General features: G+C 65.2%; 13 protein-coding genes and 2 pseudogenes. 6 read left to right on the top strand and 9 right to left on the bottom strand.

Going from position 1 to position 18,710, the window contains the following annotated elements; genetic code table 11:
- Positions 1–2: 2 nt before the first annotated feature.
- From alaS to ACX5I4_RS11020, 5 genes are all read right to left on the bottom strand, one after another.
- Positions 3–2,681: an alanine--tRNA ligase gene (gene alaS / locus ACX5I4_RS11040; protein ID WP_461836700.1), complete on the bottom strand. Its 2,679-nt coding sequence runs from the start codon at positions 2,679–2,681 to the stop codon at positions 3–5.
- Positions 2,682–2,801: 120 nt separating this feature from the next.
- Positions 2,802–3,014 carry a hypothetical protein gene (locus tag ACX5I4_RS11035; protein WP_461838699.1) on the bottom strand — a complete coding sequence of 71 codons (213 nt, stop codon included), beginning with the start codon at positions 3,012–3,014 and terminating at the stop codon, positions 2,802–2,804.
- Between the two features lie 58 nt (positions 3,015–3,072).
- Complete coding sequence (locus ACX5I4_RS11030; protein ID WP_461836699.1) at positions 3,073–3,447, bottom strand: DUF948 domain-containing protein; 375 nt, start codon at positions 3,445–3,447, stop codon at positions 3,073–3,075.
- Between the two features lie 148 nt (positions 3,448–3,595).
- Positions 3,596–4,216, bottom strand: a complete 621-nt coding sequence (gene rpsD / locus ACX5I4_RS11025) for a 30S ribosomal protein S4 (protein ID WP_028267147.1) — start codon at positions 4,214–4,216, stop codon at positions 3,596–3,598.
- Positions 4,217–4,386: 170 nt separating this feature from the next.
- Positions 4,387–5,859, bottom strand: coding sequence for a replication-associated recombination protein A (locus ACX5I4_RS11020; RefSeq protein WP_461836698.1), 1,473 nt, complete (start codon positions 5,857–5,859; stop codon positions 4,387–4,389).
- Positions 5,860–5,900: 41 nt separating this feature from the next.
- Here ACX5I4_RS11020 and ACX5I4_RS11015 point away from each other — a divergent pair, with 41 nt between their 5' ends.
- Positions 5,901–6,602 carry an acVLRF1 family peptidyl-tRNA hydrolase gene (locus tag ACX5I4_RS11015; RefSeq protein ID WP_461836697.1) on the top strand — a complete coding sequence of 234 codons (702 nt, stop codon included), beginning with the start codon at positions 5,901–5,903 and terminating at the stop codon, positions 6,600–6,602.
- On the opposite strand, the gene ACX5I4_RS11010 is transcribed toward ACX5I4_RS11015, so the two are convergent.
- Positions 6,586–7,761, bottom strand: a complete 1,176-nt coding sequence (locus ACX5I4_RS11010) for a helix-turn-helix domain-containing protein (RefSeq protein ID WP_461836696.1) — start codon at positions 7,759–7,761, stop codon at positions 6,586–6,588. The genes ACX5I4_RS11015 and ACX5I4_RS11010 overlap by 17 nt on opposite strands.
- Positions 7,762–7,940: 179 nt before the next feature.
- Between ACX5I4_RS11010 and ACX5I4_RS11005 the strand changes: the two genes are divergently transcribed.
- From ACX5I4_RS11005 to ACX5I4_RS10990, 4 genes and pseudogenes are all read left to right on the top strand, one after another.
- Positions 7,941–9,434 carry an amino acid permease gene (locus ACX5I4_RS11005; RefSeq protein WP_461836695.1) on the top strand — a complete coding sequence of 498 codons (1,494 nt, stop codon included), beginning with the start codon at positions 7,941–7,943 and terminating at the stop codon, positions 9,432–9,434.
- Positions 9,431–10,705, top strand: coding sequence for a M20 family metallo-hydrolase (locus ACX5I4_RS11000; RefSeq protein WP_461836694.1), 1,275 nt, complete (start codon positions 9,431–9,433; stop codon positions 10,703–10,705). The genes ACX5I4_RS11005 and ACX5I4_RS11000 overlap by 4 nt, the downstream gene beginning before the upstream one ends.
- On the top strand, positions 10,702–11,526 hold the full coding sequence (locus ACX5I4_RS10995; protein ID WP_461836693.1) for a nitrilase-related carbon-nitrogen hydrolase: 825 nt from the start codon (positions 10,702–10,704) through the stop codon (positions 11,524–11,526). The genes ACX5I4_RS11000 and ACX5I4_RS10995 overlap by 4 nt, the downstream gene beginning before the upstream one ends.
- A gap of 74 nt (positions 11,527–11,600) precedes the next feature.
- A pseudogene (locus ACX5I4_RS10990) lies at positions 11,601–13,246 on the top strand (flavin monoamine oxidase family protein).
- A gap of 253 nt (positions 13,247–13,499) precedes the next feature.
- Here ACX5I4_RS10990 and ACX5I4_RS10985 read toward each other — a convergent pair.
- Positions 13,500–13,817, bottom strand: a complete 318-nt coding sequence (locus ACX5I4_RS10985) for a hypothetical protein (RefSeq protein ID WP_461836692.1) — start codon at positions 13,815–13,817, stop codon at positions 13,500–13,502.
- 424 nt (positions 13,818–14,241) lie between these two features.
- On the opposite strand from ACX5I4_RS10985, the gene ACX5I4_RS10980 reads away from it, so the two are divergent.
- A complete protein-coding gene (locus ACX5I4_RS10980) occupies positions 14,242–15,846 on the top strand; it encodes an HNH endonuclease signature motif containing protein (RefSeq protein WP_461836691.1) in 1,605 nt (534 codons plus the stop codon).
- A 77-nt stretch (positions 15,847–15,923) separates the two neighbouring features.
- On the opposite strand, the gene ACX5I4_RS10975 is transcribed toward ACX5I4_RS10980, so the two are convergent.
- The gene (locus ACX5I4_RS10975; protein WP_461838698.1) at positions 15,924–16,694 is read right to left on the bottom strand and encodes a GNAT family N-acetyltransferase; all 771 of its coding nucleotides are present in this window, start codon (positions 16,692–16,694) and stop codon (positions 15,924–15,926) included.
- Between the two features lie 112 nt (positions 16,695–16,806).
- Positions 16,807–18,599 (bottom strand): annotated as a pseudogene (gene aspS, locus ACX5I4_RS10970) (aspartate--tRNA ligase).
- Positions 18,600–18,710: the final 111 nt, after the last annotated feature.

Raw genomic sequence — 18,710 nt, 5'->3', positions numbered from 1 at the left:
GATCAGCGCTTGGCGATCGCGTCCACAACGGCCGCGAGGGCCGGTGCGATCTTCGCGGCGTCGGTTCCGCCGCCCTGGGCGACGTCGTCCTTGCCGCCACCGCCGCCGCCGAGGATTCCTGCTGCCACCCGGACCAACGCGCCTGCTTTGACGCCCGCGTCACGGGCGGCCTCGTTGGTGGCCACGATGATGACAGGACGGTCGTTGCTGACACCCGCCACGGCCACCGTGGAAGCGTCGGAGCCGAGCCGGTTGCGCAGGTCCATCGCAAGGCTGCGGAGGTCGTCCGCTCCGCCGACCTGGCCGGCGTCGTGCGCCACTACCCGGACGCCTGCGGCGTCCCGTGCTGTGGAAACGAGGTTGGCCGCGGCAGCGGTCAGCTGTTCCTTGCGGAGGCGGTCCAGTTCCTTCTCGGTCGACTTGAGCTTGGCCAAGGTGCTGGAGATCCGGTCTGCCAGCTGGCCCGAAGGGACCTTGAGCATCTCGGTGAGCTCGGTGACCAAGGCACGCTCGGCCGCGAGGTGCCGGAAGGCGTCGAGGCCGACGAAGGCTTCAACGCGGCGGTTTCCCGAACCGACGGACTGTTCGCCGAGCAGCGACAGGCTGCCGATGAGGGAGGTGTTGGCCACATGGGTGCCACCGCAAAGCTCACGGGACCATGCGCCGTCGATCTCCACAACGCGGACTTCGCTGCCGTAGTTCTCGCCGAAGAGCGCCATGGCGCCGAGGGCCTTCGCCTCAGCCAGGCCCATGACTTTGGTGTCCACCTGGAAGTTGTTGCGGATGGCGATGTTCGAGACCTCCTCGATCTCGGATCTCGTGGCCGCGCTCAATCCCTCGCCCCAGGCGAAGTCGAAGCGCAGGTATCCGGCCTTGTTGAAGGAGCCGCGCTGGGTGGCTTCCGGGCCGAGGATTTGATGCAGGGCGGCGTGCACGATGTGCGTGCCCGTGTGCGCCTGCTCAGCCGCGTGGCGGCGTTCGCGGTCGACGGCGGCGCGCACCAAGGCGTCCGAGGCGATCTCGCCTTCGCGGACGATCGCCTTGTGGACGCTGAGGCCCTTCACGGGGCGCTGGACGTCGAGGACCTCGACGACGAAGCCGTCACCGGTGATGAGGCCCTTGTCGGCGGACTGGCCGCCGGCTTCGGCGTAGAACGGCGTTTCGTTGAGCACGAGCTCGATCTCGTCGCCCGTCGAAGCATGGGCTACGCGCCTGCCGGAGCTGACGATGCCCCGGACACGGGCTTCGCCTTCCAACTCGGTGTAGCCGGTGAAGACGGTCTCGCCTTCGGCCAGGAGCTCCTGGAAGGCTGAGACATCGGCGTGTCCACCCTTCTTGGCCTTGGCATCTGCCTGGGCGCGCTGACGCTGTTCCAGCATGAGGCTACGGAATTCGGCTTCGTCAACCTTCAAGCCGGCTTCCTCGGCCATTTCGAGGGTGAGGTCGATCGGGAACCCGTAGGTGTCGTGCAGGGCGAAGGCGTCCTCGCCGGACAGCGGCTTGCCCGCAGCCTTGGAGAGCACCACGGCTTCTTCGAGGCGCGCAGTGCCGGAGGCGATGGTGCGCAGGAAGGCCCTTTCTTCGGCGTAGGCGATGCGGCTGATGCGGTCGAAATCAGTCTCCACCACCGGGTAGACGCCCTTCATGGCGTCGCGGGATGCCGGAAGCAATTGCGGAAGGCAAGCGTCTTCGACCCCGAGGAGGCGCATGGCACGGACGGCACGGCGGATGAGCCGGCGCAGGACGTAGCCGCGGCCCTCGTTGGACGGGGACACGCCGTCGGAGATCAGCATGAGGGCAGAACGGATGTGGTCGGCTACAACGCGCATCCGGACATCATCCGTGTGGTGCGGGTCGTCGGCGGACTCGGCGGAGGTGTACTCCTTGCCGGACAGTGCTGCAGCCTTGTCGATGACGGGACGGACCTGGTCCGTCTCGTACATGTTCTCGACGCCCTGCAGGATCATCGCGAGGCGTTCCATGCCGAGGCCGGTGTCGATGTTCTTCTTAGGCAGCTCGCCGGCGATGTCGAAGTCCACCTTCGAGCGGACGTTCTCGATCTGGTACTGCATGAACACGAGGTTCCAGATTTCGACGTAGCGGTTTTCGTCCGCGATGGGACCGCCCTCGGCACCGTAGGCCGGGCCGCGGTCGTAGTAGATTTCCGAGCACGGACCAGCGGGGCCAGGCTGTCCGGTGGACCAGTAGTTGTCCGCCTTCCCCATCCGCTGGATGCGTGAGGCGGGGATGCCGGTGTTCTTGAGCCACAGATCCTGGGCTTCGTCGTCTTCCTCGTAGACGGTCACCCAGAGACGTTCAACGTCCAGTCCGTAGCCGCGGTCGTCGACGCTCTTGGTGAGCAGTTCGAAGGCAAACTTGATGGCGTCTTCCTTGAAGTAGTCCCCGAAGGAGAAGTTTCCGCACATCTGGAAGAACGTGCCGTGGCGGGCGGTCTTGCCCACTTCCTCGATGTCGCCGGTGCGGATGCACTTCTGGACGCTCGTGGCGCGGTTGAAGGGCGGCTCCTCACGGGCGGTCAGGTAAGGAATGAAGGGAACCATGCCGGCCACGGTGAAGAGGAGGGAAGGGTCGCTGGATACGAGCGACGCTGAGGGGACGGCTGTATGGCCCTTGCTGACAAAAAAGTCCACCCAGCGTTTGGTGATCTCCTGCGACTTCATTAGCTGATTACTTACCCTTCTCAATTCACTGCACATGAGTTTGTGCGCGGCCCTGGCAGTTGCCATTGCCGCAGCTTCTAATTCTGCCTTGTTGACGGCCGCTTGGGCGAACCGCGGTGGCTAACGACTGCCGGCGTCGGGCTCGTTGATGCCGAGCGCGGCCCGGAGATCGGCTTCGCGTTCATTCATTCCGGCACGCACCGCGTCGGCGAAGTCATACACGCCATCGGCCAGCCGGGCTACCGCACGGTTCAGGCCTTCGGGACCGATATTGGCCTTCGCTTCGGTGATCTTGCGGAAGGCAATGACTCCGATTGCCACGCCGATCCCCATCCAGACGATTCTTTTCACTGTTTTCCTGACATACGAAGGTCGAGACTTACGAACGGGTTCAACGGCTGCGGCGGCCACTGCTCGATTTACGGCGGTTGGAAAAAGCCGAACGAACCCCGTAGCTGAATGCGGCCACCTTGATGAGCGGAGAACCGACTGTTGCGGCGACCAGCGAGGACAGCGCGGAGATGTTGGCGGAGGCATCGGAGACATTGGAGGTGATGCCATCCACCTTTTTCAGCTGCTGGTTGGTGGTGGAGACCGTCGCCGTGACTTCGTCCATCAGGGGCGTCGCTCCGTCGCTCAAGGAGCGGATGGAGGTGCGGACTTCGTCAAAGACGCGTCCAAGTTTGAGGATCGGCACAGCCAGCAGCAGCACAAGGAGCGCAAAGACTCCGGCCGCGATCAGGCCTGCAATATCGCCACCAGTCATGGACACTCATCTCCTAGCATTTGTTGCGTTGCGGTGGGCGCGCCGTGCGCTTCCGCACGGACTGCCCCCGGCGTGGCTTCCCCAAGTACCTTACATACAAAAAAGCCCGCGGCGCGTGCCACGGGCTTCTTTGTATGCGCGCTGGAATTTAGCGTGCGTAGAATTCGACGACCAGCTGCTCTTCGCAGGTCACGGGGACCTCGGAGCGCTTCGGGCGGCGAACCAGGCGTGCCTGGAGGGCGTCAATCTTGACGTCCAGGTAGGCCGGAACGACGTTCAGGACGTGTGCGCCGGCAGCTGCAACCTGGAACGGAGCCATGACTTCGCTGCGGCTGTGAACGTGGATGAGCTGGCCTTCCGCAACGCGGAACGACGGACGGTCCACGCGAATGCCGTCAACCAGGATGTGGCGGTGCACAACCAGCTGGCGGGCCTGGGCGATGGTGCGGGCGAAGCCTGCGCGCAGGACCAGGGCGTCAAGACGCATCTCGAGCAGTTCGATCAGGTTTTCACCGGTCAGGCCCTTGGTGCGACGTGCTTCTTCGAAGGCACGGGTCATCTGGGCTTCGCGGATGCCGTACTGGGCGCGCAGACGCTGCTTTTCGCGCAGACGTACGGCGTAGTCGGAGTCCTGCTTCTTGCGGGCACGGCCATGCTCACCGGGGCCGTACGGGCGGCGCTCCATGTACTTGGCGGCCTTGGGGGTCAGAGCGATGCCGAGTGCACGCGAGAGGCGTGCGGTACGGCGAGCACGAGTGTTGTTAGCCACTTGTGTCCTTCCAATATCTGCGGTGTGTCAGTGTTACTGGCCTCCATGAGGGAGAGCATCGGCCAACCGCTGCCTTTTGCTACGGGGCGCAGGGCACAGCATCAAAACGTGAATTTTGATGGATTGTGCGTCCGTGCCTTGCCAGACAAGCATCTATCCTAACATGACGCTTACTTGCCTCGGATGATCCTGCGTAGCCGCTCGAGTCGGGGAGCTATGTCCCGTTCGGCACCGTTGCCGGTGGGTTCGTAGTAGTCCTTGCCTACCAGGTCATCCGGCGCGTATTGCTGGGTGGCCACGCCGTGCGGGGCATCGTGGGCGTATTTGTAGCCCTGGCCGTGCCCAAGGCCCTTCGCTCCTTGGTAATGGGCGTCCCGCAAGTGCGCCGGAATCCCGACTCCCATCCCCGCGCGCACATCGGCGATGGCCTTGTTGATGCCCATGTAGGCGGCGTTGGACTTGGGCGCCGTCGCCAAATGCACCACGGCTTCGGCGAGGATGATGCGGCCCTCGGGCATGCCGATCAACTGCACTGCCTGGGCAGCGGCGACGGCGGTCTGAAGCGCCGTTGGATCCGCCATGCCGATGTCCTCGGCAGCCGAAATGACGATCCGGCGGGCCACGAAGCGCGGGTCTTCGCCGGCTTCGAGCATACGGGCCAGGTAGTGCAGGGCCGCGTCGACGTCGGAACCCCGGATCGACTTGATGAACGCACTGGCGACGTCGTAGTGCTGGTCGCCCGCGCGGTCGTATCGGACGGCGGCCACATCCAGGGCCCGCTCCGTATGGCGGAGTTCGACGACGACCGGAGCATCCGGGGCGCCGTCACCCGCGAGCCCCTCCTCTTCGGAGGCGTCGCCGTCGTTGTTGCGATCCCCGTAGGCGACGCCGGCGGCGGCCTCCAGAGCCGTCAGCGCACGGCGGGCATCTCCCCCGGACAACCGGACCAAGTGCTCGAGGGCTTCCGGGCTGAGCTCCACTTTCCCTGCCAGACCGCGGGCATCGGCCACGGCCCGTTGCAGGAGCGCCTCGATATCGGCGTCCGTGAGAGGTTTCAGGGTCAGCAACAGTGACCGGGACAGGAGCGGCGAAACTACCGAGAAGGACGGGTTCTCCGTGGTCGCGGCGACCAAGACCACCCAGCGGTTCTCGACGCCGGGAAGCAGGGCATCTTGTTGGGCTTTGTTGAAGCGGTGGATCTCATCGAGAAACAGCACGGTTGTTGTCCGGTAGAGATCCCGGGCAGTCAGGGCATTTTCCATGACCAGCCGGACATCCTTGACGCCGGCCGTGATCGCCGACAATTCAACGAACTTCCTGCCGGGCCCGCGGGCGATGACGTGCGCGAGCGTCGTCTTGCCCGTGCCCGGCGGTCCCCACAAAATGACGGAGCTTGGACCTGCGGGACCGGCGGCATCGGCCCCCGCGGCAAGCTGGCGCAACGGAGACCCCTGGCCCAGCAAGTGCTGCTGTCCCACGACGTCGTCCAGCGTCCGGGGCCGCATGCGGACTGCCAGGGGACTCCGCGGCGACGCGGGACGCCCTGTGCCCGCACGACCATCACTGGAACGGTCCGAATCGGCCGCCTGGCTTCCGGCGTCGTCGTCGTCGCTGTCCGCGCCGGCACCAAAGAGATCTTCCACATGGATAGGCTACTCATGATTCCAGCGAAGGAGACATCGACGTGGAGACCCGGCCATCCGGCCCCAACGAAAAGCAGACGCCTCGGGCGGGGCGCACGGCCTTCATCCCTGGTCCCCGGTTGCCCGGTTGGGTGGAGCGCTTCGCCGCGAGCCATGGCGCGCTTCAGGAAGCGCCCGACGACGGCGGCACGCTCTTGCGGGCGGCGGACGGCACGCTTCTAATAGCGGCAGACGGCGCCAGGGCGCTGCTGAAAGCCCCGTGGCCCGTTGATGGAAGGCCCGGCAAGGGCGCAAACACGATTGAGCGTTTGGCATCCCTCGCTTCACAGGAAAGGCGGCTCGGAATCATCCTGGTGCGCCGGGGCGGTTACGCGGTAGGTGTGGTGAGCGGCGGCAAGCTGGCCGCGTCCACATCGGGTTCCCGTTACGTGCAGTCACGTTCGGCGGCAGGCGGATCCTCGCAGCAGCGCTTTGCCCGTCGTCGCGAGAACCAGGCCAACGCGCTGACGGAAGCCGTGGCCGGTTATGCCGCGGGTGTGTTCGCCGGACACAGCATTGAATATCTCGTCCTGGGCGGAGACGCCGCGCTGTCCGCAGCGGTCCTGGAAGAAAAGGCGTTGAAGGAGTACGCGTCGCGGACAAGGCTCGCGTTCCTGGCAGTTGCCGACCCCAACGCGACCGTGCTTCGCAGGGCTGCAGCAGATGCGTGCGCCGTGCGGATCGAGGTCACGGATCCGCTGTAGTGGCGCGGAGCGCCAACACCGCCAACGCAAGATCGGTAGGGTTCTGAAGGTCCAGCCCGGTGTACCGTTCGAACGCCGCCAACCGGTTCACCACCGTGTTCCGATGACAAAAGAGCGTGCGTGCCGTCTCCACCAGGCTGCCTGTCCCGAGGAACGTAGTGACCGCTTCGAGGATGCGTGCCCGTTCCTGCGGGGCGCAGCCCTGCAGCTTGGGAAACACGAGCTGTCCCGGATCGCAACCGAGCTGGGACAACCTGTGCCTGGTGATGGATAGCCACCTGTCCCTGAGGGTGAAGACGCCAACGCTTCCCATGGGCAAATCTCGCATGACTTCGCGGGCGGCCGCAGCCGAAGTTCTCACACTGCCAAGCCCTTCAGCCGGGGGCGCCACTGCTACTGCCATGCCATCGAAGAGGACTGACTCGTCATAAGTGAGCGTATCGCTAAGCTCCGCGTGGCCCTGCCCGCCCCGCTTGTGGATGACCAGGGTGTGGTGCTCCTGGTCGAAGGTGAAGAGGGCTTCCGTCCTCTTGGCCCGGTGACGCAGGCGGCGTTGTACGGTCAGGCTGTCTTCCCTGCTGACCGCCGCTACAACGAACCGCGCGCCGAGGTCGACGCGCAAGGCTCCGGCGATCCGGGCAAGGTCCGATTCCGACGGTTCCCCGGGGGCCAGGAGTTGCGAGAGGTACTGGTGCTGCAGATCGGCATTGGCGCGCTCGATATCCTCCAGTTCAGCGACGTACCGCGCCTGGACGCGTGAGGCAAAGGTGTCCACTGTGCGCCAGACGAGTTCGGTCCTGCTGACAAGAAGCGCCGGATCCACCGCCAGGGCGGATGCGGACAATGCATCCCACACCACGGAAAAGTCCAACCTGATGGCGCGCACCAGGCTGTCCAAGGGGAGGCCTTGCCTTGCGCGACGCTTGCCCAACTCTGCGGCGATGGACTCGAGGGCATCCATGGTGGCTCCCCCGTCCCGCAGCACGCCGAGAATGGCCACCAAGGAATCGTGGCTGCTGCGGCGAAGGTCCTCGATGGTCAGCCCGGATTCCCTGTACACCGGATCGTGGAGGATTCTCGCGATGAATGTATCCACCATTCCAGGGAGCAGTTCCGACAATGCCGCAACCACGTCCCGCCACTTCTCATCGTCCGTCATGGCTCCTCCAGTGTCCGCTTTCATCATGCCTCCCGAAGAGGAAAAGCCGCTTGTACTTTCGTACATTAATTGGTCCCGATTCGAGGTGATGTTGTCATTGGCCGCGCCACCGTTGCTTGGGACGATCGATGTCAGCCGTTTTCATGGCGGCAGTCACATTCTTAGGCCAGGAGTTTTCGATGACCACCAACATCCCTGTCGAGGAGCGGCCAACGGCTGTCCGCTCCGACGAACAGTCCGGATACAAGAAGGGCCTGTCCAACAGGCAGGTCCAGATGATCGGGATGGGCGGTGCGATCGGCACCGGCCTGTTCCTTGGCGCTGGCGGCCGGCTTGCCTCGGCCGGCCCCATCCTTCCTGTTGTGTACGCGATCTGCGGCGTCTTCGCCTTCTTCGTCCTGCGGGCCCTCGGCGAGCTCGTCCTGCACCGCCCGTCGTCGGGCTCCTTCGTTTCGTACGCGAGGGAGTTCTTTGGCGAGAAAGCTGCCTATGTGTCGGGCTGGGTGTACGCGATCTCCTGGGCGCTCACGGCAATCGTCGACATCACGGCAATCGCCGTGTACTTCCACTACTGGACGGCCTTCAGTTCCGTTCCCCAGTGGGTCCTGGCCCTGGCCGCGCTGGCGGTCGTGACCGGCGTCAACCTGATTTCAGTCAAGCTCTTCGGTGAACTCGAGTTCTGGTTCGCCATCATCAAGGTGGGTGCCTTGGTGGCCTTCCTGATCGTGGGCGGGATCTTCTTCGCCGGCAACTTCCCCGTCGCTGGCCACAGCCCTGGTTTCTCCCTGATCGCCGAAAACGGCGGCCTGCTGCCGAACGGGCTCCTGCCGGCTGTCATCATTGTCCAGGGCATCGTGTTCGCCTACGCCGGGATCGACCTGATCGGCGTGGCGGCAGGTGAAACAAAGAACCCAGCGAAGGTCATGCCCAAGGCTGTCAACGCGGTGATTTTCCGGATCGCCATCTTCTACGTCGGGTCTTCAGCGCTGCTTGCGCTGCTCCTTCCCTTCAACGCGTACAAGGCCGGCGAATCGCCGTTCGTGACCTTCTTTGCCGCCATTGGAGTCCCTGGTGCAGGCGACGTCATGAACTTCGTGGTCCTGACCGCGGCGTTGTCCAGCCTGAACGCGGGCCTGTATTCGAACGGGCGCATCTACCGATCCATGGCCCAGACCGGCACAGCGCCCAGGTTCATGGAACGGATGAGCCGCGGCGGGGTTCCCTACGGCGGAATTCTCTTCACCGCTGCCATCACTTTGTTGGGCGTGGGACTGAATGCCGTGGTTCCGGCCATGGCCTTCGAGATCGCCCTCAACGCGACGGCCTTGGCCATCCTGTGCACCTGGGGAACCATCGTGCTATGCCAGCTCAAGCTCTACAAACTGTCCACGAAGGGGCTCATGCTCCGGCCAGCATTCCGGATGCTTGGCGCTCCCTGGACGTCGTACCTCACTCTGGCCTTCCTCGTGGCGGTCCTGATCCTCATGGTCTTCGATTTCCCGGTGGGAACGTACACGGTAGCTTCGCTAGCCATCATCATTCCTGCACTCATCGCCGGGTGGTTCGCCGTCCGCAAACGCGTGCACGAGTTGGCGATCATCAATCCCGGAAGCCATGTCCTTCCGGTCATCACATCAACCCCCAAAAACGAAACGGAAGGCCCCGCATCATGAGCACCCCCACCATCGGCATGAACGCCGGCGTCACCGCCGCCGAGGCGTTCCTCCGCGACTTCCGCAGCCTTTCCGCCATTGGCGAGACCCCAGGCCATGGCGTAGACCGGCAGGCAGCGACCACCGCCGACGCACAGGCCCGCACCTGGTTCACCTCCTTGGCTGCCCAGTACGGTTTCCGCACCGAAACGGACCAGGTGGGCAACCTCTACGCGCTCCTGGAATGGACGCCCGGCGCGCCCTACGTTCTTGTTGGATCCCATCTGGACAGCCAGCCGACAGCCGGAAAGTACGACGGCGCCTACGGGGTGGCTGCCGCCCTGCACGCCGGCCGGCGCCTGGCCGAATCCACCGTGCCCGGGGAGAAGCCCAAGTACAACCTGGCCGTGGTGGACTGGTTCAACGAAGAGGGCTGCCGCTTCGCGCCTTCCATGATGGGAAGCTCCGTCTACACCGGAAAACTGCCGGCTGAAACCGCTCTCGCCATTACCGACGTCGATGGCGTCACTGTACGCCAGGCGCTGTCCGCCATCGGCCAGCTCGGCACCGGCAACGGCCCCCAGGCGGCAGCCTACGCCGAGATCCACATCGAGCAGGGCCGGTCCCTTGAGGACTCCGCAACCACGATAGGGCTGGTCCACTCCTGCTGGGCCGCAGCCAAGTACAGCGTCACCGTCCATGGCGAGCAAGCCCACACCGGTTCGGCTGTCATCGCCGACCGCAAGGACGCCCTCCTGGGCGCGTCCCGGCTTGTCGTCCTGCTGCGCGAGATCGCAGACCACTTCCCGGGTGCCGTGCTGCACACGTCGGTGGGGCAACTGACCGTCTACCCGAACTCCCCCGTGGTGGTTCCGTCCAGGGTGGAGCTGGTCATGGACATGCGGACCGCCGACGAGGACGTGTTGGCAGCAGCGAAAACGCTGCTCCGTGCCGGCATCTCCCGCATCGAGGCCGAAAGCAACGTATCGATCGACGTCGAGGAATCCCATGCTTGGGGCATCAACCCGTACCAGCCCGCCGGCGTCGAACTGGCCCGCCAATGCGCCGACAAGCTCGAACTGAGCAAGACGCCGGTGTTCACACTGGCCGGCCATGACTCGATCAACATGAAGGACATCGTTCCCACGGTCATGCTGTTCGTGCCGAGTGTGGACGGCATTTCCCATAATGAGCGCGAGTTCACGCACGACGACGACGCCTGCGCCGGAGTGGACATGCTCACCGAAGTCGTGGCCCGCCTCTGCCGTGGAGACCTGGACGGGGCGAAATGACCATTGGGCTCCACCCTGAACTGCGTGTTGCCGTCCTTCAAGCCACCGGCCTTGTTAACTCGGTAGCGGAAAACCTCCGGCGGATCGCCGTTGGGGCGCATGGGGCGAAGCAGCGCGGAGCGAAGCTGCTGGTCACCCCGGAGCTGTTCACGAGCGGCTACGCCCCTACCCTGGTCCACGGCACCGACGGTGCCGCGCAGCGGGAGCAGCTCGCCGCCATCGCCGTCGAACATGGCATCGCAGTGGTGGCGTCCACCGTGGAACACGACGACGGCGGGCACTACATCAGCGCCTCCCTGTTCGACCCCGACGGCAGGGAACTGACCCGCTACCGCAAGCAGAACCTGTTCGGCACCGACGAGAACTCAGTGTTCACGCCCGGAAGCGAGGCGCCCGCCGTCGTCGACTTCAACGGCGTCAAGATCGCCCTCGGCATTTGCTTCGACGTCGAGTTCCCGGAGTTCGTGCGGTCCACCGCCCTAGCGGGCGCCGAATTGTTGTGCGTGCCGACGGCGGTCCCGCTGCGAGCCGCGGACGACTCCGGCGAGCAACCTTTCGACACGCGGCTGATCCCCGCCATGGTGGTCCCCACCCGCGCGCTCGAAAGCCAGCTCTATATCGCCTACGCCAACCATGCCGGCCCGAACTTCGCCGGGCTGAGCACCATCGCCGACCCGTATGGCCGGCGCCTGGCGGCGGCGTCCGGCGAAGGTGAGCTGATCCTCGCCGATGTGGACCTCGCGATCCTTGCCCAGGCTCGCCGGGACACTGACTACCTGGCCCGCTTCATGACCAACGAACCCACCGCAACAAACCACTAAGGACACCAGTGACCATCGCAGCCACAAGCACTCCGACTGCATCCGCGCCCGCAACCGCAACCGCTCCGATCACCATGCTCAACCCGGATTTCCCGTTTCCGTACGATGACTTCCTCGCCCACCCGGCGGGGATCGGCGGCGTCCCGGAAGCCATGCACGGCACCGAAGTGGCCATCATCGGCGCCGGTCTTTCCGGACTGGTTGCCGCCTACGAACTCATGAAAATGGGCCTCAAACCAGTCATCTACGAATCCTCGAGGATCGGTGGACGCCTCCGCGGCGGGACCCAGCCTGGGCAGTCCGGCCCCGTGGCGGACCTCGGCGGCATGCGCTTCCCCGCTCGGGGCGGTCCTTCTTCCACTACGCCGACAAGGTCGGGATCGAAACCCAGCCGTTCCCCAATCCGCTCACCCCAGCAGCGGGCAGCACCGTGATCGAACTTGGCGGCCAAGCGCACTACGCCGAAACCGCCGCGGATCTTCCGCAGTTCTTTGGCGATGTCGCTGCCGCCTGGGACGACTGCGTCGAGGAGCGCGCCCACTTCACGGCGATGCAGAAAGCCATCCGGAACCGCGATCTGGCCACCATCAAGACGCTCTGGAACGAGCTGGTCCCGAAGTTCGACGACGTCTCCTTCTCCGGCTACCTCGCCACCTCCAAGGCCTTCTCCGCGCTGCCGTTCGAATATCGGGAGGCCTTCGGCCAGGTCGGCTTCGGCACCGGCGGCTGGGACACCAACTTCCCGGACTCGTTCCTCGAAATCCTCCGCGTGGTCTACGTGGACGCCGACGCCGAGCAGCACCGGATCATCGGCGGCGCCCAGCTTCTCCCGGAGCGGCTCTGGAACCACACTCCCGAAAACCTGGCCCATTGGCAGGCCGGCACCAGCCTGGCGTCGCTGCACGGGGGCCACCCCCGCGCGGCCGTCGCCGCCGTCGCGCGCGTGAAGAACGACGGCGGCGCCCCCGGCGACATCGCCGTCACGGACCGCTGGGGACGAACGACCGAATACCCGGCGGTCATCGCCACGTGCCAGAGCTGGTTGCTATCGGCGCGCATCGACGTCGACGAATCACTCTTCAGCCACAAGCTCTGGACTGCGATCGAACGCAGCCACTACATGCAGTCTTCCAAGACCTTCGTAGTCGTCGACCGGCCGTTCTGGAAAGACATCGACCCCGAAACCGGACGCCAGGTCATGAGCACTACCCTGACAGACAGGCTCACCCGCGGAACCTACCTCTTGGACAACGGCCCGGATCAGCCTGCCCTGATCTGCCTGTCCTACACCTGGAACGACGACGCCCTGAAGTGGCTACCCTTGGATGCCGACGAACGGGTCCGGCTCATGCTGCACTCCCTCAAACAGATTTACCCCACGGTGGACATCGCCTCGCACATCGTCGGTGATCCCATCACGGTCTCATGGGAGGACGATCCCAACTTCATGGGCGCCTTCAGCGACAACCTCCCCGGCCACTACCGCTACCAAGAACGGCTCTACACCCACTTCATGCAGGAAGGCCACCTGCCCGAACACCGCGGCATCTTCCTTGCAGGCGACGACGTTTCCTGGACCGGCGGCTGGGCCGACGGAGCCGTTACCACGGGCCTCAACGCCGTGTGGGGAGTCATGAACCAGCTGGGCGGGAAGACCCCCGTGGACAACCCCGGCCCCGGCGACCGTTTCGAAGAACTGAAACCCATCCGACTCCCCTAAGCCGTCCTGCGAGACCCAGGTCGGCACCGCCCGGAGGGGCCCCGGGCTGCCCAATCCCTCTCCGGGCGCCGGTCCGGTGCCTGCCGGGGTCGTGCACTGACCCGAGCGACGGCATTGGCCGGCATGAGAAATTCTTGCTTCTTCTCGATGAGTACTTGCTCGACTTCAACAAGGTGAGCCGTGGCCTTGGGGCCCGGCTTACAGGCTTTCCGATGAGCACCGCGCCGGCGTAGTGAGCCCGACCTCCGGCAATCTACTGACAACCTCCCATACCCAGTGGGATCGTGATCCTCCTGGACATGGACTCGCCCTTGACTTGAATATCGAGTGGAAGGCAGGCAGTTTCACGGCCGATGAGAGCGAATCCTCCGACCCACCAGATCGACCCCTGCTGACTGGCCGGGCAGCTTTCGTAAGTCACCGCCGTGAACCCGGACGGAGAGCCGGTTTCCGTTTTGATCCCCGCGTAAGCTTCCGCCTCGGGTGCAACGGATACGGTCACAACCGAACCATTGACCAGGTGGGTGCCCACTTTGAAAAAGCGGATTCCGTCCTGATCCGGCGGGTTCATCGTGAGGTTGTATCCATGATCAAAGCCGGGGTAAAGAAGGGGTCCGACGACAAGATCCGTGGAAGAACCTTCCCTTGGCGGCACTGCCCTGGCAGAACTACAGGTGACGATGGCGGTTCCCGACGGGGAGACAGCCGCCGATGCTCCCGTCCTGCCGGCACCGGCAGGACCCGTCTCAATTGCGCGGCTTGAGGACCCGGTGTCCGGATTGCCGTCATCGCACCCGGCACTAACCCAAACAGCCAGCACGACCAGCAGTGAACTACCCGCAGCCAGCTTGGTTTTTCGTTTGGAAACCACGATTCACAGCCTAGCCATGGCACCCTATTCACGGCGCCCAATCCTTGGGCTACAGGGTGACAAATTTGCGACAGCAACGTGGTGGAGAAACTATATTGTCGGTGCCTCCTGCGATGCTGTGGGTATGGATGGAAGGACAGCGTGGAGTGCGGACAGCAGGGCGGCCGTGGAGGCCGTTGCCGTGTCCGCTGCCGCGCTGGCCGCCTTCACCGGGGACGCCGGTTCCTCCGAAAGCACCGACCCGCTCCGGGATCTGGCCGATGATTGCCTGGACGGCCTCGCCGAAGTCGCCCGGCTGGAAGCCCGGACCGCCGCGCTGAAGGCGAAGCTCGCCGCGGAATATGTCCAGGCAGCCACGGCCCTGGCGGCACCGGCCGCCTCACCGCAGGAGTCCACCGCCCAGGAGCTTGCCCTGCTCGCCGAGGTGGCCTGTGTCCTGACCGTCAGCGAACGGACCGCCGCAGCCTTCCTCTCCGAAAGCCAGGCCCTGACAACCTGGCTGCCGCTGACACTGGCCGCCCTTCAGTCCGGGACGATCTCCTGGCAGCACGCCCGGATCATCGTCGACGAAACCGGCGGCCTGGATCCCGCCGGAGCAGCCGGCCTGGAAGCGCACTTCCTGGACCCCGACGCACCCAACCCCGCCCGCGGGTGCCCGGCCGGGGACCTCGTCCCCTCCCGGTTCCGCACCAAGGCACGCACCTGGCGCGAACGCCACCACCCCGTCAGCATCGAAGAACGCCACACCACCAAAGCCCGGGACCGGCGCGTCGAATACCACCCCGACCGCGACGGCATGGCATGGATCTCCGCCCACCTCCCCGCAGACACCGCCGCCGGGATCTGGGAACGCACCACCGCCGCCGCCCGCGCCCTCCAAGGCCCCCACGAAACCCGGACCCTCGCCCAGCTCCGCGCCGACATCACCGCCACCTGGCTCCTCACCAACCACACCGGCACCAACAACACCGACGGAATGCCCGACGACGGCACGGGACTGGGGCGGGCGGGGCGCGTTCCGTCCCCGAGGGCGCAGGTCCTGGTCACCGTCCCCGTCCTGTCCCTGCTGGGCGCCACCGAGGAACCGGCCATGCTGGACGGGCACGGGCCGATCCCGGCCTCCATGGCCCGCCGGCTCATCGCCGACGGCGCCGACTCCTTCCACCGCGTCCTGACCGACCCCCGCGACGGCGCCCCGCTGGAAATCGGACGCACCAGCTACCGCCTCACCACAGCCCAGCGCCAATGGCTCCGGCTCCGCGACGGCAAATGCCCCTTCCCCGGCTGCAACAACCACTCCCTGGACAACCAAGCAGACCACCTCCTGGCCTGGGCCGACGGCGGCACCACCGGCATCTCCAACCTCGGCCAACCCTGCCCCAAACACCACCGCCTCAAACACCACTCCGGATGGACCCCCACCCAGGCCAGCAAAGACCACCCACCGGGCTGGACATCACCCTCACAACGGCACTACCCCAGCGAACACCAGGACTGGGAACCACCCCACTGGCCACACCACCTCCAGGTCACCGACACGCCCCCGGACCAAAACCCGCCCAGGCAGCCCGGCCAGGAACCCGAACCGGAACTGCCCCCGGATCCCTTCCCGGACTGGCACTCCTTCACAGCCGCACACCCATGGCCCGGCACCGACACCGACGATCCGGGCCGGCCCGCGCCCCCGAACGGCCCGGCCGCGGAAGGCTTGGTGTTCCAAAACGTCTGAACACCCAACTCTTCATACAGGGGACGCAGGCTCCCGACTCCGGATGCTCCAGTGACGGCGCAGCTTGCCCGCGCCTCCTAGCAGCCCGACAACGCCCGCTGCGGCCGTGCCTGCCGGTAGACGTACCTGCCGTGCTCTGCGAAGCCGGCGCCGTCGTATAGAGCCTGGGCGCCGGTATTCGAGGCCATCACCAGTAGCCAGAACTCCGATACGCCTCGGCGTTTGCCGGCCGTAAGAAGTGCGTCGAGCACTTGTCGCCCGTAGCCACGGCGGCGGTGCTGGGCCGTCGTGGCCATGCAATAGACACCACCCCGGCCCTCCACCAAGGCGAGGCGTCCGACGGCGGCCGGGGCGCCGTCGTCGTCCCTCACGAGAGCGTAGAGGGAGGGGCAAGACACAAGGATGCTCTGCGCAATTTCCAGCTCGGAGCCTCCCCCGCGCCCGTCCACCGACCACCACAGGCGGAGCCACTCTTCGGACGGCTGGTCGGAGATCTCGACGGCGGCAGCCAGGTCGCCGTGCGATGTCCCGGAAAGCTCGCCGGCCGGCCGAACCATGATCAGCGTTTCAGACTGCCGGGTGAACCGTTGCGTATCAAGCACAGCGTTGAGCCCCGCACTGCGTTCGTCCTCGAAAATCTGGAAGATCAACGGGAGGCGTCGCGAGCGATACCACTGGGTCGCGGCCCGGATTGCTGATTCGTGGTCAGAGGCCTGTTCCTTGGGCCAGACCGAGTTTGCCCGTTGCGTGACGCCTCCCGCCGCGCGCATGACCCACCCCCCGGTTTCTTCGCGGTCATGGGCCGGCCATGCCTGGTCCATCAGCCCCTCAATCAATCCGAGGCTCATCTCCTGGGCCACGCGTCCTCCTCAATCAGTCGCCGTCATGCTACGCAGAGGGCCCCCGCAATTGCGGGGGCCCTCTGCTTGCTACTAGGGTTTCCAGCTACTGGGTTTCCAGCTACTCCGACTTGGCTGCCTGAGCTGCCTGCGTCTTTGCCTCAGGCTTGAAGTCAACGCCGGCCTCCTTGCGCTGCTGCGCGGTGATGGGCGCAGGAGCGGCGGTCGGGGGTCGTAGCCGCCCCCGGACTTCGGGAAGGCGATGACGTCGCGGATCGAGTCCACGCCAGCCAGCAGGGCCACCACACGGTCCCAACCGAAGGCCATGCCACCGTGGGGAGGTGCACCGTACTTGAATCCTTCAAGGAGGAAGCCGAACTTGGTCTGCGCGTCTTCCTTGTCCAAGCCCATGAGCTCGAAAACACGCTCTTGGACATCGCTCTCGTGGATACGGATGGATCCGCCGCCAATTTCGTTGCCGTTGCACACGATGTCGTACGCGTAGGACAGCGCCGATTCAGGGTCCTTGTCAAACGAGTCCAGGAACTCGGGCTTCGGAGAAGTGAAGGCGTGGTGCAGGGCCGTCCACTGTCCGCCACCCACTGCGACGTCACCCGAGGCGACAGCTGCGGCTGCGGGTTCGAACATCGGAGCGTCCACGATCCAGACGAAAGCCCAATCCTTGGGATCGATCAGGCCGGTGCGGTGGCCGATCTCGACGCGGGCAGCGCCCAGCAGGGCGCGGGACGGGGACTTCTCGCCGGCGGCGAAGAAGATGCAGTCGCCGGGCTTGGCGCCCACGGCGTCGGCCAGTCCGGCACGCTCGGTGTCCGTGAGGTTCTTGGCAACCGGACCCGTGAGCTCGCCGTCTTCCTTGAACAACACATAGGCAAGACCCTTGGCGCCACGCTGCTTGGCCCACTCCTGCCAGGCATCCAGCGCGCGGCGGGCCTGCGAGGCTCCGCCGGGCATGACGACCGCGCCAACGTAGGGCGCCTTGAACACACCGAAGTTCGTGTCCTTGAAGAACTCCGTCAATTCGGTGAGTTCCAGGCCGAAGCGCAGGTCCGGCTTGTCGGAGCCGTACTTGGCCATTGCCTCGTGGTAGGTCATACGACGGATCGGCGTCGGGATCTCGACGTCGATCAGCTTCCACAGTGCCTTGACGATGCTTTCGCCGAGCTCAATGATGTCGTCCTGTTCGACGAAGCTGGCTTCGATGTCGAGCTGGGTGAATTCCGGCTGGCGGTCCGCGCGGAAGTCTTCGTCGCGGTAGCAACGGGCGATCTGGTAGTACTTTTCGAAACCGCCAACCTGGAGCAGCTGCTTGAAAAGCTGCGGCGACTGCGGAAGCGCGTACCAGGAACCCGGCGCCAAACGCGCCGGAACCACGAAGTCACGGGCGCCTTCCGGCGTCGAGCGGGTCAGCGTGGGGGTTTCGATCTCCACGTAGCCCTGCTGGTGGAGCAGTTCACGGGCCACGCGGTTAGCCTCGGAACGCAGGCGCAGATTGTGGGCGGGGCCCGGGCGGCGCAGGTCAAGATAGCGGTGCTTGAGGCGCGCTTCCTCTCCGACCTCCACGTGCTCGTCGATCTGGAACGGCAGCGGGTCCGAGGTGTTGAGGATCACCACTTTCTCAGCGATGACCTCGATCTCACCTGTGGCGAGGTGCGGGTTCTCGTTGCCCTCGGGACGCTTGCTGACGGTGCCCACGATCTGCAGCACGTATTCGTTGCGCAGGCCGTGGAAGACCTCTTCCTCGCGGACAACCACCTGGGCGACACCGGACGCGTCACGCAGATCAACGAAGGCCACGCCACCGTGATCGCGGCGGCGGCCTACCCAGCCTGCCAGGGTAACGGTCTGTCCAATGTGCTCGGAACGCAAGGATCCGAGGTCATGTGTGCGCAGCACAGCATTCCTTTCAACATGATTTTCAGCGGATCATGACAAAACGATCCCGTTCGAGTTTACCCGTACGGATGGAGCGTCGTCCCACCGGACGCAGCCCCAACCCGTTGCGCC

The sequence above is a fragment of the Arthrobacter sp. MMS24-S77 genome, from assembly GCF_054888235.1.
Note: the sequence above shows the minus strand (reverse complement) of the source record. Positions and strands in the feature narration are given on the sequence as shown.

Coding starts and splice junctions, on each gene's coding strand:
- alaS (WP_461836700.1), bottom strand. CDS start 2,681: ATGAAGTCGCAGGAGATCACCAAACGCTGGGTGGACTTTTTTGTCAGC.
- ACX5I4_RS11035 (WP_461838699.1), bottom strand. CDS start 3,014: ATGGGGATCGGCGTGGCAATCGGAGTCATTGCCTTCCGCAAGATCACC.
- ACX5I4_RS11030 (WP_461836699.1), bottom strand. CDS start 3,447: ATGACTGGTGGCGATATTGCAGGCCTGATCGCGGCCGGAGTCTTTGCG.
- ACX5I4_RS11010 (WP_461836696.1), bottom strand. CDS start 7,761: ATGACGGACGATGAGAAGTGGCGGGACGTGGTTGCGGCATTGTCGGAA.
- ACX5I4_RS11005 (WP_461836695.1), top strand. CDS start 7,941: ATGACCACCAACATCCCTGTCGAGGAGCGGCCAACGGCTGTCCGCTCC.
- ACX5I4_RS11000 (WP_461836694.1), top strand. CDS start 9,431: ATGAGCACCCCCACCATCGGCATGAACGCCGGCGTCACCGCCGCCGAG.
- ACX5I4_RS10995 (WP_461836693.1), top strand. CDS start 10,702: ATGACCATTGGGCTCCACCCTGAACTGCGTGTTGCCGTCCTTCAAGCC.
- ACX5I4_RS10985 (WP_461836692.1), bottom strand. CDS start 13,817: ATGAACCCGCCGGATCAGGACGGAATCCGCTTTTTCAAAGTGGGCACC.
- ACX5I4_RS10980 (WP_461836691.1), top strand. CDS start 14,242: ATGGATGGAAGGACAGCGTGGAGTGCGGACAGCAGGGCGGCCGTGGAG.
- ACX5I4_RS10975 (WP_461838698.1), bottom strand. CDS start 16,694: ATGAGCCTCGGATTGATTGAGGGGCTGATGGACCAGGCATGGCCGGCC.